This window comes from Geomonas paludis (assembly GCF_014193585.1).
Taxonomy (GTDB): Bacteria; Desulfobacterota; Desulfuromonadia; order Geobacterales; family Geobacteraceae; genus Geomonas; species Geomonas paludis.
Genome location: NZ_BLXY01000007.1, coordinates 104,606 through 120,271, shown reverse-complemented (window position 1 = coordinate 120,271; position 15,666 = coordinate 104,606). Strand labels below are relative to the sequence as shown.

Annotated in this window: 15 protein-coding genes; 4 read left to right on the top strand and 11 right to left on the bottom strand. The window is 64.2% G+C overall.

Features of this window, described 5'->3' with window-relative positions; translation table 11 throughout:
• Positions 1–65: 65 nt before the first annotated feature.
• The 7 genes from H7687_RS15755 to H7687_RS15725 all read right to left on the bottom strand — a co-directional run bounded on the left by H7687_RS15755 (position 66) and on the right by H7687_RS15725 (position 5,419).
• Positions 66–677, bottom strand: coding sequence for a four helix bundle suffix domain-containing protein (locus H7687_RS15755; RefSeq protein WP_183349092.1), 612 nt, complete (start codon positions 675–677; stop codon positions 66–68).
• 57 nt (positions 678–734) lie between these two features.
• Entirely contained in the window at positions 735–1,646 is a 912-nt protein-coding gene (locus tag H7687_RS15750; protein WP_183349091.1) for an electron transfer flavoprotein subunit alpha/FixB family protein, read from the bottom strand.
• 10 nt (positions 1,647–1,656) lie between these two features.
• Positions 1,657–2,433: an electron transfer flavoprotein subunit beta/FixA family protein gene (locus H7687_RS15745; protein WP_183349090.1), complete on the bottom strand. Its 777-nt coding sequence runs from the start codon at positions 2,431–2,433 to the stop codon at positions 1,657–1,659.
• Positions 2,434–2,621: 188 nt separating this feature from the next.
• Complete coding sequence (locus tag H7687_RS15740) at positions 2,622–2,807, bottom strand: hypothetical protein (protein ID WP_183349089.1); 186 nt, start codon at positions 2,805–2,807, stop codon at positions 2,622–2,624.
• A gap of 116 nt (positions 2,808–2,923) precedes the next feature.
• A complete protein-coding gene (locus tag H7687_RS15735) occupies positions 2,924–3,844 on the bottom strand; it encodes a diguanylate cyclase (protein WP_183349088.1) in 921 nt (306 codons plus the stop codon).
• Between the two features lie 361 nt (positions 3,845–4,205).
• Positions 4,206–4,481, bottom strand: coding sequence for a hypothetical protein (locus tag H7687_RS15730; protein ID WP_183349082.1), 276 nt, complete (start codon positions 4,479–4,481; stop codon positions 4,206–4,208).
• A 56-nt stretch (positions 4,482–4,537) separates the two neighbouring features.
• A complete protein-coding gene (locus H7687_RS15725; protein WP_183349080.1) occupies positions 4,538–5,419 on the bottom strand; it encodes a pseudouridine synthase in 882 nt (293 codons plus the stop codon).
• A gap of 810 nt (positions 5,420–6,229) precedes the next feature.
• Here H7687_RS15725 and H7687_RS15720 point away from each other — a divergent pair.
• Positions 6,230–6,643, top strand: coding sequence for a MerR family transcriptional regulator (locus H7687_RS15720; RefSeq protein WP_183349078.1), 414 nt, complete (start codon positions 6,230–6,232; stop codon positions 6,641–6,643).
• Between the two features lie 73 nt (positions 6,644–6,716).
• The gene (locus H7687_RS15715; protein WP_183349076.1) at positions 6,717–7,964 is read left to right on the top strand and encodes an endonuclease Q family protein; all 1,248 of its coding nucleotides are present in this window, start codon (positions 6,717–6,719) and stop codon (positions 7,962–7,964) included.
• Here the strand turns inward: H7687_RS15715 and H7687_RS15710 are convergent.
• The 3 genes from H7687_RS15710 to H7687_RS15700 all read right to left on the bottom strand — a co-directional run bounded on the left by H7687_RS15710 (position 7,957) and on the right by H7687_RS15700 (position 10,145).
• Entirely contained in the window at positions 7,957–8,664 is a 708-nt protein-coding gene (locus H7687_RS15710) for a DsbC family protein (protein ID WP_183349074.1), read from the bottom strand. The two genes, H7687_RS15715 and H7687_RS15710, sit on opposite strands and share 8 nt — an antisense overlap.
• 102 nt (positions 8,665–8,766) lie before the next feature.
• Positions 8,767–9,666, bottom strand: coding sequence for an ROK family protein (locus H7687_RS15705; RefSeq protein WP_183349072.1), 900 nt, complete (start codon positions 9,664–9,666; stop codon positions 8,767–8,769).
• On the bottom strand, positions 9,663–10,145 hold the full coding sequence (locus H7687_RS15700) for an HIT family protein (protein ID WP_183349071.1): 483 nt from the start codon (positions 10,143–10,145) through the stop codon (positions 9,663–9,665). The genes H7687_RS15705 and H7687_RS15700 overlap by 4 nt, the downstream gene beginning before the upstream one ends.
• A 306-nt stretch (positions 10,146–10,451) precedes the next feature.
• On the opposite strand from H7687_RS15700, the gene H7687_RS15695 reads away from it, so the two are divergent.
• Both H7687_RS15695 and H7687_RS15690 read left to right on the top strand, forming a co-directional pair.
• Positions 10,452–12,767, top strand: a complete 2,316-nt coding sequence (locus tag H7687_RS15695) for an NADP-dependent malic enzyme (protein ID WP_246404942.1) — start codon at positions 10,452–10,454, stop codon at positions 12,765–12,767.
• A 226-nt stretch (positions 12,768–12,993) separates the two neighbouring features.
• Complete coding sequence (locus H7687_RS15690) at positions 12,994–13,749, top strand: energy transducer TonB (RefSeq protein WP_183349069.1); 756 nt, start codon at positions 12,994–12,996, stop codon at positions 13,747–13,749.
• 3 nt (positions 13,750–13,752) lie between these two features.
• Here H7687_RS15690 and H7687_RS15685 read toward each other — a convergent pair whose 3' ends face one another.
• Positions 13,753–15,612, bottom strand: coding sequence for a tetratricopeptide repeat protein (locus H7687_RS15685; RefSeq protein ID WP_183349067.1), 1,860 nt, complete (start codon positions 15,610–15,612; stop codon positions 13,753–13,755).
• Positions 15,613–15,666 lie beyond the last annotated feature (54 nt).

Below are 15,666 nucleotides of genomic sequence, written 5' to 3'. Positions count from 1 at the left end.
CAGTGGTAGCAGTAGGTAAAGGCGCGGCAGCCAATCGGCAGCCGCGCCTTTTGTTTTTTGGCAGGTCAGCGGTGTTCTTTGCGGTAGTTGTAGAGCCTTTCGGTGAAGCCACCCTTTTGGACAAAGTCGGTTTCGAGGCGCTCCATTTGGCGTTTCAGCAGGTAACTTGCCTGGTGGGACAGGCAGAGCATGATGTTGGCGCTCACCTCCGCGCTGCTGGTTCGCAGTGCGGCAAGCGCAGCCAGCAGCGGCTCGTCAAAGACGTCGGACCGGTCGGACCGGTCGGACTTGTCGGACAGTCTGACAGACTTGGTCAGCTTTCCGGCCAGCCTTGCGCGCATGGCGCGCACCTTGGTCGACTCCTTGTCCCAGACCGGCAGGTTGTTCTGGCGCAGGTAGTCCTCGTAGTCCCTTATCAGCTCCCCCAGGCTTGCCCGGGCCACCCCGGTAAGTTTCAGCTCGGTCTTCTTCGAGGTGCCCGACGCCAGGGAACCTTCGGCGATGTTCTGCACCCCGCTGCGGGCGGCCTGCACCATTTGGTCGTGGGTGCGCGAGCGCTTGTCTATAAAGCGCTCGCAAAAGATTATGGTGCCGTCGTAGGCAGCGAGCGCCACGGCAAAGCTACGCAGCTTGCGATACCCTCCGTGAGGCAGAATGAGATCTGAGGAGTGGTTCATCAGCCCCTCCAAACTCCAGTCGGACCAGTCGGACCAGTCAGACCAGTCAGACCAGTCTTACTTGGCCAGTTTGGCCGTCAGCGCCGGCACGAACTGCATCACGTCGGCCACTACCAGTACGTCGGCTACCTCGCCTATGGGGGCGTCCTTGTCCTTGTTGATGGCGATGATGAACCCCGACTTCTTCATCCCCGCCAAATGCTGAATGGCCCCGCTGATGCCGCAGGCAACGTAGAGCTTCGGACTGACGGTCTGCCCGGTCACACCCACCTGCGCCCCCGCCTCCATCCAGCCGCTGTCCACGACGGGGCGGCTCGCCCCGACCTCGCCGCCCAACACCTTGGCGAGCTCGGCGATCACGGGCAGGTTCTCTTTCTTGCCGACACCGCGCCCGGCACTGACGATAACCTCGGCCCTGGTCAGGTCGACTCCCTTGCGCACCGCAGCCTCATAGCCCAAAAACTCCCCCCTGGCCTCGCCTTCCGCCTCCAGGGGCTCTTGCTGCGGCGTCCCCCCCGGCACCAGCGCCGGGAAGGCCCCACCCTGCAGGGTGAGCACGACGGGCGCGCCCACCGGCTTGACGACCTGCCTCATCTTCTGACTGCAGCAGGGACGCTCGAAACCTCCCTCCGCCAGGGCAACCACCTCGGAAACCTGCGGCGCCTTGAGCAGGGCCGCCACCCGCGGCGCCAGGTCCCAGCCATAGGAGGTGTGCAGGAACACCACGTAATCAGGCTTTTCCCGCTCCACCGCCGCCTGCACCAGCCGCTTGTGCAGATCGGGATTGTACTCTCCGTACCGGCCGGCATCGGCCAGATATACCGTCCCCCCGTAGCTCGGCAGCGCCCCTTCGGTGCCGATCAACACCATGGCGGTCTCGGCTCCCAATCGCGACGCGAAACCGAACAGTTCGTAGCTGTACTCCAAGAGTTTCCCATCCCGGCATTCGCCTACGAGTAAAGCTTTCATGGTCGCCCCCCTAACGCAGCACCGCGGTCTTGTCCCTGAGTATCCCGATGAGCCGGTCGACCTGGTCGGCAACCTCGCCTTCCAGGATCACGCCGCCCCCCTTCTTGGCCGGGGCGCTGAACTGCGCCGGCACCAGCCTGGCCTCCTGCTGCAGCAACTGCTCCACGGGGATCACGCTCACCTCTTTCTTCTTTGCCTTCATGATGTTGGGAAGGGTCGGGTAGCGCGGTTGGTTCAGCCCCAACTGGCAGGTGATCAGGGCCGGTGCCTTGAGCCGTACCGTCCCTTTCACCCCGCCTTCGAGCTCCCGCTTCACGGTGACGGTGCCGTCGGCATACTCGAAGGCGACCACGGTCGTGACACAGGGGTAGCCGAGCGCTTCGGCTACGGCCACACCCACCTGGGTCGAGCCGCGGTCGAGCGACTGCATCCCGGTGAATATCAGGCCGAAAGCCTCCCCCTTGGCATACGCCGCGATGATCGAAGCGATCTGGAAGGGGTCCTTCAGATGGGCTTCCGGGTCCCGCACATGCACGGCACGGTCCGCCCCCATGGCAAGCCCCTTCTTGATCGCCTCGACAACCCGATCCGGCCCCACGGAGAGCAGGGTGATCTCCGGTTCGCCCCCCAACTGCTCCTTGAGCAGTACCGCCTGCTCGATGGCGTACTCGTCATACTCGTTGACGCGAAAGGCGAGATCGGTCTCCGCATACCAGACGCCTGCGGCGTCGGGGCGGAAGCGCGATTCCATGTCAGGCACCTGCTTGACGCATACCAGTATCTTCATAATGAACCTCCTCCGGCGTTACGGGCGGCAGCACCTAGCTGCGCCGCCGGCCCATCCTGCGGGGAATGATATCGCTTACTTAGAGAATAAAGGAGGAAGCAGAAGTGTCAAACTTTTTCATGAGGTGGCGGGGCCGCCAGGGCAGGTAAGCGGGCGGCCGTAAGGGGGAGATTACCGGTATGGTGCAGCTAGAGCCAATAGGCCAGTTCCTCGCGGCACCCCGGGAGCGCCTTGTTCTTGAGCCCCTGCTCCAACTCGCACAGCAACTGGGTGAGTTGGCGAAAGATCTGGTTCTTCTCGGCGATGTCGTCGGTCTTGTCGAGCTTTGCCAGCAGCTTCAAGTAGTTGGCGTAAGCGGTGTCAAAGGTGTCCATACCAGGTTCCTCCCGTTTTGGCGCCATGAGGCGTAAAGCAGGAGGATAGCTTTACCTGTAAATTAAAAAATTTTCAAGATATTTTTCTTAAATTTTGTTAACTAATAACGGGCGGGTCAGACAGGCATGGTTTCCACCCTGTTACGGCCGTTCTGCTTGGCGCGGTAGAGCGCCTCGTCGGCCCGGCGGAACAGCGCGTCGATGTTGTCGACCTGCGTGGAAGGATAGGTGGCGACCCCGGCGCTGACCGTCACGGTGAGGTCCTGCAGGGGGTGTGGGAAGGTGTGATCGATGACAGCCTGCCTCAGGCGCTCGGCGGCAATGACTGCGCCCTCCAGCGCGGTGCCGGGGAAGACCAGGACGAACTCCTCGCCGCCGTAGCGCGCGGCGCTGTCGTAGGCGCGCATCTGCTGCTGCACCACCTCGGCCACGGAAGAAAGCACGACGTCGCCGTTTTGATGGCCGTAGGTGTCGTTAACCTGCTTGAAGAAATCGATGTCGATGATGACCAGGGAAAGGCTTTCGCGGTTGCGCTTGGCCCTGAAGAACTCGGCTTCCAGGACTTCCGCCAGGTAGCGCCGGTTGAAGAGGCCGGTGAGGTGGTCGATGTTGGTCAGTCGTTTGAGCTGCTCATTGGCCTGCTTCAGTTCATCCTGCAGCGACTTGATCTTGAGCTGAACCTTGACGCGCGCCACCAGTTCGCCGGCGTCGAAGGGCTTGGTGAGATAGTCGCTGGCTCCCTGGTCCAGTCCCCGGATCTTGGAGTTGAAGTCCATCTTGCCGGTCAGCATGATGATGGGCAGCCCCTGCAGGTCGGGGCGCGAGGCGACCAGTTGCAGGAACTTGTAGCCGTCCATGCGCGGCATCTCGACGTCGCAGATCACCAGGTCGGCCTTGCACTCGATCAGGGTCTTGAAGCCTTCCATGCCGTCCCGGGCTTCCCGGTACTGCTCGAACAACCCCACATCCTGCAGAGTCCGTATTACCTGCTCGCGAATAGCTGCCGAATCATCGATGACGAGTGCACAACTGGACATGATGTCTCCTGCCACACGACTCTCCGCAGCACTCGACAGCACCCGCCGCCCCTCATCGGCGTCATAGACGAAAACGCGGCCGGAGAAGCATCACCGGATGCCGGATGCTGCAGGGCACTGTACTTATGAGTTACGGTATGGCTTGATGAAAAAGTAGATAATCAGCAGGAACGGGAAGGAAGAAAAAGCCGCCTCGAAGTTCCCTTTAAAGAGTTGCCAGGTACCAAAGGTTATGACTGCGACGGTAAACAGGATAATAAAAACGGCTGCAAGTTTATTCATAGCGGGATAGTAACTAAACTTTCCGGAAATTGTCCAGTGATTTCAGCAGTGACAGAAGCGGGAGGGGTAATTGGAGCCGTCAGGGGGTGTTCCAGTCCCAGCTGAATTTCAATTCATCCTCGGTGATGAAGAGTTCACAGCAGGTCTTCTTGAAGGCGGCCTGGTTGGCCGCGCTGTCGACCTCCTCCTGCACCGCTTTCTCGATGACGGAGTCGGGGAGGTCAAGGTTCTTCTCAAAGGAGCCTTCCACGAGCCCCTCGCGCCATCCTGCCTCCTTGAGCTGGATCTTGAACAGCCCGATGTGGATGCTGTTATTGACACCGTAATCGACCAGCAGGAGCACGTTTTTGGCCATCTTACACCTCCCTGCGAACCAACTGCCGTGCCGGAGACGGCGCGAACCGTTCTAGATTACCACAAAAGTCCCCTATCAGACTGGAACTCCAGCCATTTGCCGCTGACGGGGTCCTTGAAGCGCAACCGTTGCGCCAGAAGCTGCAGCGGCTGGTCGAAATCGTCCGCCTGCCGGGGCTGCAACTGCGGGTAAAGCCTGTCGTTGAGGATCGGCATCCCCAGCGAGCTCAAGTGCACCCGCAACTGGTGGGTCTTGCCGGTGAGCGGGCTGAGCGCGAACAGCGAGCGTCCCTCCCGCTCATCCAGGAGGCGGATCTCGGAGCGCGCGTTGGCCGGGCCAGGTTCGGTCGCCATGACGAACCACGGCTCACCCGGCACCAGCCGGCTCTCCACCAGCCACTCTTTCTTTCCCTCGGGCACCCGCCCCACCCCGACCGCCCGGTATTCCTTCTCGATCAAGCCTTCTCTGAACAGCCCGCCGTAACGGCCACGCGTCTTGGGGTTAACGGAGAAGAGCACGAGCCCCGCCGTTTCCCGGTCGATCCGGTGCAGCGGCACGAGGTGGTGGATCCCGGTCCGCTCTCTGAGCCGGTGCAAAAGGCTCTGGTTCAGGTAGGCGCCGCCCGGGGTCACCGGCAGGAAATGCGGCTTGCAGGCCACCAGCAGCTCGTCGTTTTGAAACAGGACCTGTTCCGGGAAGGGGATCTCCCGCTCCGCCTCCATTTCCCGGAAATAGAAGACCCTCTGCTGCGGCGCGTACGGGGTGGCCATGCCGACCGGGGCGCCGTCCTCGCCGAGGACCTTGCCCTGGGCGATGCGGCGCTCCCACACCTCGCGCGGTATCCTCGGGAAACGCTCCACCAGGAAGGCGAACACCGTCGGGTAGGGGTGCTCCAGCCTGGGCATGGTGACCTTGGCGGGGTACTGGGAGATGGACATCGCGGGGGCCTTTGTCGTGGGGATGGCGGCGTTGCAGGGCGGCAACGACCGCTGCCGGGATAACCGGCGCGCGGGCAGGATAGCACGGAGCGGCGGCACAGGCAATGGCGGCCCACGCCAGAAGAAGTAAAATCACCCCCCCTGCAAGCAAAATTTCCCTGGCTCCCAAGCTCCAGCTTGGGAACCCAATATGGCGCAAAGCTCCAGCTTTGCATCCGAGGGAAGTTGGAGCTTCGGAGAGGCTTTGCGTTCCCAAGGTGGACCTTGGGAACGAGATCAAAATCAAATCCCCCCTGCCCCCCCTTCGCAAAAGTGGGGAACGTAAGGTCTCCTGCAGCGCTTCGGATGTGGCGGAACGCTGCATTCCGTTCAGGCACGCTCTCCCCCCCAAGGGGGACAGGCACCTGGCGGAGCCAGTCTCCTCCTTCAGTCGAGAACAAAAAAAGAGGGGCAACCCGTCGATTGCCCCTAGTGTTGGACGGCCGGCAGAAAGGGCCGATCACAGACCGGTGCAGGCGCTCACGCGCCTGTTGTTGCTGCGAGCACGTGTTTTATTTTCGTCAATCCGGCGCCACCGGGCTTGTCGCCCTAGATGCTGGCGACAGCCGCTCATCGCGGGAAAATACTTGCCTCCCCTGCCAACTTCTTAGCCACTGCCTCACTAGATATACTAAAAACGGTGTTTTGTAAACAAACACTTTGTATGACAAACTTTTCGACCGGGTCCGGGCTCCCTGCCCGAAAGCAATTGACACTCTCAACGCCATGTTCTAGATTAGCTGGGTATTTATTTCCACCGTGAGGTTTTTCATGGACATCATCAAGGACGGCGAAGAGATTACCCCGATCGGGGACGTCGCCGCTGCACTGGGGCTCACCACCAGGACCATCCGTTACTGGGAGGAAGTGGGCATCATCGAGAGCGTACCGAGAAGCGACGGCGCCACGCGCGGCTTCACCCCCTACTACGTGCGCCGCATCAAGTTCATCATCAAGCTCAAGGAGCTGGGGCTCACCATCAAGGAGATGCAGGACCTCTACGCGGCCTACGGGGAGGCCAAGCAGACCGAGCGCATGGTGCCCCGCCTGGTGGAAATCCTGGACGAACACATCGCCAAAATCGACGAGAAGATGGCCCGGCTCGCCTCGCTGCGCAGCGACATCGTCAGCTACCGGCAGCACATGGTCAACAAGTTCGGCGCCTCCCAGACCAGCGGCGCCTGACGGCGCCTTCCCTTCGCCCCTCTCGCCCTCCCCTCTGACGACGGCGCAAGGCGCGCCGGAACCCGCACCTCACATGAGATTCACAGCCGACCTGCACATCCACTCCCGCTTTTCCAGAGCGACCAGCCGCGACCTGGACCTCCCGCAACTGTGGCGCTGGGCCCAGTTGAAGGGGATCCGGGTGGTCGGCACCGGCGACTGCACCCACCCCGGCTGGCTGGAAGAGCTGGAGCAGGAGTTGGTCCCGGCCGAAGCGGGGCTGTGGCGCCTGCGCCGGGAACCGCTCCCCGACCAGGTGCCGCAAAGCTGCCGCGCCCCGGTTTCCTTTCTCATCAGCGGCGAAATCAGCTGCATCTACCGCAAGGGGGGACGCACCAGGAAGGTGCACTGCCTGGTGCTGCTCCCCGACTTCGCCGCCGCGCACAGGCTGAACCTCCAACTCTCCCGCATCGGCACCCTCGCCTCCGACGGCAGGCCGATCCTCAAGCTGGACGCCAAGGACCTCCTGGCCATGGTGCTCGCGGCATCCCCGCGCGCGCTGCTCATCCCCGCCCACGCCTGGACCCCCCACTTCTCCATCTTCGGCGCCTGTTCCGGCTTCGAGTCCCTGCAGGAATGCTTCGACGAGCTCGCCCCCGAGGTCCACGCCATCGAGACCGGCCTTTCCTCGGACCCCGCCATGAACTGGCGCCTGTCGGTCCTGGACGGCATCACGCTCGTCTCCAACTCGGACGCCCACTCCGCCTCGAAACTGGGGCGGGAGGCCACCGTCTTCGACACGGATCTGAGCTACGACGGGATCTTCCAGGCCGTTGCCACAGGCAAGGGGGTGGCCGGGACCATCGAGTTCTTCCCGGAACAGGGGAAATACCACGCCGACGGACACCGCTGCTGCGGCGTCAGGTTGTCGCCGGAGCAGACCATCGCCCACGACTATCGCTGCCCCGCCTGCGGCGGCAAGCTGACGGTCGGTGTGCTGCACCGGGTGGAACTGCTGGCGGACCGGGCGGCGGGGGTCAAGCCGGCGCAGGCCCCGCCCTTTTGGTCCGTGATACCGCTCATCGATCTGATCGGGGGGGCGCTGCGGGTGGGGTGTGCCAGCAAGAAGGCCGAGGCGCTCTACTTCCAGCTTCTGGGCGGCCTGGGCAACGAGTTCCACATCCTGCTCGAGGCGCCCCTGAACGAAATCGCCGCCAGGTCGACGGCGACTCTGGCGGCGGGTATCGGCAGGATGCGTGCGGGTGAGGTGGAGATCGAGGCGGGCTACGACGGCAGGTTCGGCACCGTCTCGGTCTCAGCACCTGGAGAGGATGCTACTTGAGCAGTTCGTCCAGGCGGGCCAGGTCGGCGCCCACCACCATCTGACCGTTGATGAAGAAGGTGGGGGTCCCGGTGACGCCGGCCTTCCTGGCCAGTTCCATGTGCTCCTGGGCGAGCTTTTTGATCTCGGGGGAGGCGGGCTTGGCGCCGGCCGGGATCTCCTGCCCGAGCATCATGGCGTCGTAGGCCTGGACCTTGTTGTCCGCCGAGAGGATGTACTCGATCTTGGTGATCGCCCCGGGGTGCGCCAGCGGTGCGAAGAAGATGTACTGGGTCACGTCGGTGCGCTTGGTGAAGTACTCGGCCCCCCTGCGGCAGAACGGGCAGTCGGGATCGGTGAACTCGATGACCACCTTCTTGCCGTCACCGATCTTGAGCGCCTTGTTCAGCGGCAGGTCCTTGGCGACCTTGGCCATGAGGGCCCCTTTGCGCTCGGCGGTGCGGCTCTTCAGGTCCTTGCCCACGATCTCGCCGGTCAGCACCAGTTCCTTCTCCGGGTAGTAGTAGAAGATGCGCTGCCCGGAGACGACTTCGTACAGCCCCGGGATTTCCGTCGGCGTCATGCTGTCCACGGGGACCGTGGGGAACGCGTTGTGGAAAGAGTCCTCCGGCTTGACCGGGGTTGCGGCGAACGAGGTCGCGGCCAGGGCCAACAGAACGGACGCGGTGAAAAGTGCGGTAAAAATCCTTCTAAACGACATGGGCGCCTCCAGATAGATCAGTATGAAGCCCCGCCCTGCGGGACAGCGGTAACTATAGCATAGGTTGGCCGCAAACGGCGCTGGAATAATGAGAGTTTTTTTCTAAAGGACGGCGCCGAAGGCCGCCACCGCAGCGCCCAGCACGCCGGCGTCGTCGCCGAGAGTCCCCTGCTCGACGCGGACCCGCCCGCCCGACACGGGGAAGGTCCGGGACACCAGTTCCCGGCGCAAAGCGGGCACCAGCAGGTCGAAGCTCTGCGCCACCCCCCCGCACAGCAGCACCGCCTCCAGGTTCAGCAGGTTCACCACCCCCGCCGCGGCGATGCCGAGATAACGCCCCGCCTCGGCAAAGACGGCAAGCGCCGCGGCATCTCCCTGCCGTGCCCGTCGGGCGACCGCAGCGGCGTCATCCCCGTTCCTGGCGATGGCGCCGGCGGAGGCGTACTGCTCCACGCAGCCCCGGCTGCCGCAGCCGCAGGGGCGCCCCTCCGGCTCCACCGGGATGTGCCCGAACTCCCCCGCCGCGCCGTCGACCCCGGTCCAGAGTCTGCCGTCGAGGATCAGGCCCGAGCCGACGCCGGTCCCCAGGGTGAGGGCGATCAGGGAACGGTAACCGCGCCCGGCGCCGTAGCGGTTTTCACCGAGCGCGCAGGCGTTGGCATCGTTCAAGGCCGCCACCGGCATCCCGGTGGCGGCCGACAGTTCACGGGCCAGGGGCACCCCCTCGAGCACGGGGACGTTGACGCTGGCGCGCACGACGCCGTCACTGCAGACAAGCCCCGGGACCCCCACCGCGAGCGCCACCGTGCCGCAGCCCAGGCGCGCTCCCTCCTGCCGCAACCGCTCCACACCGTCCAGGAGTCGCGCGAGCAGTGATGCCAGCCCCGCCGCAGGGAGTGTGGGCTCCGCGCAACGCGCCAGCACCCTCCCCTGCCGGTCCACCAGGGCAAACCTCAGATTGCTCCCCCCCAGGTCGATGCCGATGCACAACTCCTGCTTCACGCACCCTCCGCTTTGGCGAAGAAGGGGAGCAGCCGGTCGTAGGTCGCCAGCAGGGCCTCGGGGAGCACCCGAAGGTCCGCCACCACCGACATGAAGTTGCTGTCGCCGCTCCAGCGCGGCACCACGTGCAGGTGGAGGTGGTCCTCGACGCCTGCCCCGGCCGCCTTGCCCAGGTTCATGCCGATATTGAACCCGTCGGGGCTGCTGGAGCGGACCAGGACGTCCTTGCACAGCGCGACCAGACGGAAGAGCTCCTGCATCTCCGCGCCGGAAAGCTCGCCCAACTCGGCGGTGTGACGGTGCAGCGAAACCAGCAGGTGCCCGTTGCAGTACGGGTAGCGGTTCAGCATGACGCGGGCCAGCGGGGTACGGTGGATGACCAGCAGATCCCGGTCGTCCCCCTCAGCACAGAAGATGCAGCCCGGCGCCGGCGGCCGCGTCAGGTACTCAACCCTCCAGGGTGCCCAAAGCCTGTCCATGACATCCTCCCCTTCGTTTCCTGTTATAGCCGCGAAGATTATCAACCAGATTCTTTCAATTTACAACCACGACCTGACATCGGCTAAGGAGCCGGTCCCGGGGCTGTGAATGAGATTGAACCCGCAACAATTGCGGAGATTGATCCGACCAAGTGACATGCTATACTTTCGCAGCCCTTCTGACTTCCTTTTGTTGATAAACAGCGATATGGCAGTACCGTTTCCTTCTTTACCCGCGAAGATAGCTGCAGCCGTTTGTTCCAGTCCGCATAACTCACCGTCACTGCCTGTTTCGAGGAGGATGCCATGACGAAGAAGATAGACGCGCTCGAATATCACGCCGCCGGCCGCAAGGGAAAGATCGAAGTGATCTCCTCCAAGCCCTGCCTGACCTCCCTCGACCTCTCCCTCGCCTACACCCCCGGCGTCGCCGAGCCCTGCCTGGCCATCGAGCGGAGCCCCTCGGACGCCTACCTCTACACCGCCAAGGGAAACCTGGTCGCCGTGGTCTCCAACGGCACCGCGGTGCTCGGCCTGGGCAACATCGGGGCGCTCGCCGGCAAGCCGGTCATGGAGGGGAAAGGGGTCCTCTTCAAACGCTTCGCCGACGTCGACGTCTTCGACCTGGAGGTCAAGTCGGAGGACCCGGACGACGTGATCAAGGTGGTGCAGCTTTTGGAGCCTACCTTCGGCGGCATCAACCTGGAGGACATCAAGGCGCCGGAGTGCTTCTACATCGAGGAAGAGCTGAAAAGGACCATGAACATCCCGGTGTTCCATGACGACCAGCACGGCACCGCCATCATCTGCTCGGCGGCCCTCATCAACGCGCTGCACCTGGTGGGGAAGCAGATCGAGAAGGTGCGCATCGTGGTGAACGGCGCCGGGGCGGCGGGCGTCGCCTGCGCCAACCTGGTCCTTTCCCTGGGGGCGAAGCCGGAAAACCTCTGCATGTGCGACACCAAGGGGGTGATCTACAAGGGGAGGACCGAGGGGATGAACCCGTACAAGGAGCGCCTCGCCATCGACACCGGGTGGCGCACCCTGGAGGAGGCGATGCGCGGCGCGGACGTCTTCATCGGCGTCTCGGCCAAGGGGGCGGTGACCCCGCAGATGGTGCGGGAGATGGCCAAGGACCCCATCATCATGGCCATGGCCAACCCCGACCCCGAGATCACCCCGGAAGAGGCGCTCTCGGTCCGCTCGGACGTGATCATGGCCACCGGCCGCTCCGATTACCCGAACCAGGTCAACAACGTGCTCGGCTTCCCCTTCATCTTCAGGGGCGCCCTGGACGTCCGGGCCAGCACCATCAACGAGGAGATGAAGAAGGCGGCCGTGTTCGCCCTGGCGCAGCTGGCGCAGGAGGAGTGTCCCGATTCGGTCAGCCGCGCCTACGGCAACCAGAGCTTTTCCTTCGGGCGCAACTACATCATTCCCAAGCCCTTCGACCCGCGGGCCCTGCTGCGGGTGGCCCCGGCGGTGGCCAAGGCCGCCATGGACAGCGGCGTGGCGCGCGTCCCCATCGAGGACATGGACCGTTACGTGGAGTGGCTGGAAACGCTGCAGGGGCGCGCCAAGGAGACCATGCGCGCCATCATCAACAAGGCCAAGTGCGATCCCAAGAAGATCGTCTTCCCGGAAGGGGACAACGAGAAGATCCTCAAGGCCGCCTACCACCTGGTCGAGGAAGGGATCGCCAAGCCGATCCTGATCGGCAACCGGGCCAAGGTGCAGGAAAAGATGGCCGAACTGGGGATGGAGCTGAACCTCACCATCGTCGACCCGGAGGATTCCGAGCTCACCGAGGCCTACGCGCAGGAGCTGTACCGCATGCGGCAGCGCAAGGGGATCACGCTCACCGAGGCGCAGCGCATCGTGCGCCGCAAGTCGCGCAACCATTTCGGCGCCATGATGGTGCACATGGGGGACGCCGACGCCCTCCTGGGCGGGATCGACACCCACTACCCCGACACCATCCGGCCGGCGCTGGAGGTGATCGGCAGGCAACCGCAGCTGACCGGCGTGCACGGCATGTACATGATGGTCTTCAAGAAGGGGATCTACTTCATGGCCGACACCACGGTCGAGATCGAGCCGACCGCCGAGGAGTTGGCGGAGACCGCGCTATTGGCGGCGGAGAAGGTGCAGCTACTGGACATCGTGCCGCGCATCGCCATGCTCTCCTTCGCCAACTTCGGCTCGGTGAACCATGCCCTGACCCAGAAGGTGAAGCGCGCGGTGGAGATCGTGAAGGAAAGGGCGCCGGAACTGGAGATTGACGGTGAGATGCAGGCGGACACGGCGGTGACGCCGGAGCTTCTGGCCAACTACACCTTCTCCACCCTGACCGGCCCTGCCAACATCCTCATCTTCCCGGACCTGAACTCCGGGAACATCTCCTACAAGCTCCTGCACCGGCTCGGGGGCGCGGAGGCGATCGGCCCCCTGTTGATGGGGATGAAGAAACCGGTGCACGTGCTGCAAAGGGGAGACGACGTCGCCACCATCGTCAACATGGCGGCCATAGCCGTCGTGGACGCCCAGAGCATGCAGGAGGAGCTGCGCTGGGACTTCAGCCGGACCGCCCCGGCCCTGGACGCCCCCTCCCCCGCCCCCTGACCCTCCGCCGACGTCTTACCCCACCCACTAACCCCCTCCCGCAAGGGGAGGGGCACGAGGCTTTCAGAGAGTGCGGCTGAACAAGAAAGGGACCCCGAGGGGGTCCCTTTCCATTTTCGTCAAAGGTCTTTCTTTGGTTGCCAGAGCCGCCGCGAATTTGTTATACATGACGGACACTACCACGCCCACGCCCCGCTTTTCAGGCCGAAGAAGGACCCAACCAGCCATGCAAGACGCGTTAGATCCGCTCGACCCGCTCGATCCGCTCGAGGAAGAGCAGTACCCGACCAGCCTGAACAAGCAGTTGCTCACCGGGCTCGCGGTCTCGCTGGCTTTGCACCTGGTCTGCGCGGCGGTCCTGCTGGGAATTCCCGGTGGCGGTGAGCCCGCCCGTCCCGCAGTAACCTACGTCGACCTGAACACCATCCCCGCGCCGGTCCCGGCCGCCCCCGCCGTACAGCCGCAGCCCGAACCCGACCCCGAGCCGGAACTGCCCCAGGAAGAGGCCGAGCCGCTGCCGCCGACGCCGGCGCCGGCGCCGCAGCCGGTACAGGCCGCACAGCCCGCCGCCCCCCCGCCGCAGGCAGCGCAGCCCCAGACCGCGGTGGAAGAGCAATCGCGCACCACCTTCGGGATGGGACTCACCAAGGGATACTTCAGGCCGCTCAGCGACGGCGAGACGCTGCGCCCGGAGATCAAGGAGTATTACATTCGGCTGCTGCAGGGGGTGAACGAGAAGTGGTGGCTGGAGCAGAAGGATCAGAAGGTGGCGCCGATCGTGGTGAACATCACCATCACCCGTAGCGGCGAGATCATCGGCAGCACCATTTTGGAGAGTTCGGGCAACATCGTCTACGACCGGGCCGTGCAGAAGACACTGGAAGCGGCCGGGCCGCTCCCCCCGGTCCCCGCCAACTTCATCGGGGAATTCTTCCAGGCGCCGGTGCGCCTGGTCCCGCCGCTCAACCTGCTCGCCTGGTAAGGGTCAGGCTCCCTCTTCCAACTCCAGGTCGATGATGTCCGGGATCTCTTCTCCCGAGAGGGCGGAAAGCCTGCTGGAAGCATCCTGGTAGGCGGGGTTGGCGCGCATCACCTCGCGGTACAACTCGATCGCCTCTTCCACGGCACCCCGTCCCTCCGCCAGCACGGCCAGTTCGTAGTTGAGACAGGTCCGCTCGTCGCTGGAGATCACGTCCAACGCCAGGCCGCGCCGCAACAGCTCACCGGCCTTGTCCGGCTCACCCTTGTCACGGTAGCAGATGGCCTGCAGGGTCAGGCAGTCGAAGCGGCGCTGCGGGTTCCCCGCGGCGATCTCGAATTCCTTGATGGCGCCGGCGTACATCCCCATTTCCTTGTAGCCGATCCCCAGGTCGTAGTGCGACTCCAGTTCCTCGAGGTCGAGCTCGGCGCCGTCTGTCGCCTGAGGGAATATCTCCTCCCAGCCGCGCAACCGGACCGGCTCCGGGGCAACCGGCGGCTCCGGCTCCGGGGATAGTTCCTCCACCACCGGTTCAAGTTCCAGTTCTTCCTCGAAATCGACCAGTTCCACCGCGTGCTCCGGCTCTTCGGGCTCCTGCGGCAGATCGGCAGCCTCTTCTTCCCAGGAGAACTCGCCGAAGTGAGTTTCCTGCTCGGGCAGGGTCAGCTCCAACTCCCCTTCCTGATCCAGGTCGAGCTCCACCACCGGTGCCGGCGCCTCTTCCGGCTGGGCCTCCTCCAGCTCCTCCTCGACCTCCTCGAAATCCAGCTCCAGGGAGAAATCGAGCGGGAGCTCCACCTCCGCCGCGGGCGGCGCTGCAGGTTCAGGGAAAGCCGCGGGTTCAGGGAAAGCCGCGGGCTCAGGGAAGGCCGCAGGCGCCTCGGCAACGGCCGTCGCTGCGGGGGCCGGCGTAGCGTCGAAGCCCTCGTCATCCAAGTCGAGGTCGATCTCCTCTTCCCAGGCGATCGTCCCTTCGGCCTCGGCCTCTTCCTGCTCAGTGTCCCAGGGCGCCGGGGCCTGGTAGGACGGCGCGGGCGCCGCCACCGACTCGGGCTGCGGCGTCGATGCCGGCGCTGCAAAGGGGTCGGGGAGTTCAGCCGCGGGAGCGTTCCAGTCCGGCAGGACCGGTTCTTCGACCGGCTCTTCGACCGGGGCCTCCCAAGGGGACGCCGCCTGCACCCCGGGCACTTCATCGCCGGCGTCGAAGCCGGCCGTGGAGAGTCCCTGCTCGGCAAACGAAGGCGCCGTCGGGGCCGGTTCCTGCTGCTCCTCCGGGAAGAGTTCGCCGACGCGCGCGGCGACCGAGGCTGCCTCGCCCTCGAGACCACGGCTGCGCAGGGCCGTCACCAGGGCCGCGAAGGCCTGACGGGACTGCTCCAGTGCGCCGGTGGCGTGCAACAGCTCCGCGTACTTCAGCTTGGTGGCAGCGTGCTCGGCATCGACCATGAGCATCTTTTCCACCACCTTGAGCGCATCCTTGAGCACCCCTTCCTTCTCGTACTGCGCCGCCACCTGCCCGTATTCGGCCATGGCGTTGCCGATCAGTCCCTGCTGGTGGTTCAGGTGGGCTATGGTGAGCGCGGTGGCGACATTGCCGGGGCTCAGGCGCTGGATCTGCTTGTAGATGGCGATCGCCTTGAGGAAGTAGCCGTTGTCGGCGTAGTGCTTGCCGATATCCTCGTACTGTTGGATCGCCTCGTCCTTACGGTTGTCGCGCACCAGGAGCTCTGCCAGGCGCTGGCGATAGCGGATGTCGTTGGGCTCCATGGCCACCACTTGCTGGTAGTCCTTGATCGCCTTGTCGATCTGCCCCTTCAGCACGAAGCGCTGGGCACTCTCCAGAATTTTGTCTTTTTTCGAAGCCAAGTTAACGCCTCACCACCCCTAAGATACGGAAACCTAAAACTAAAGCAAAGCCGC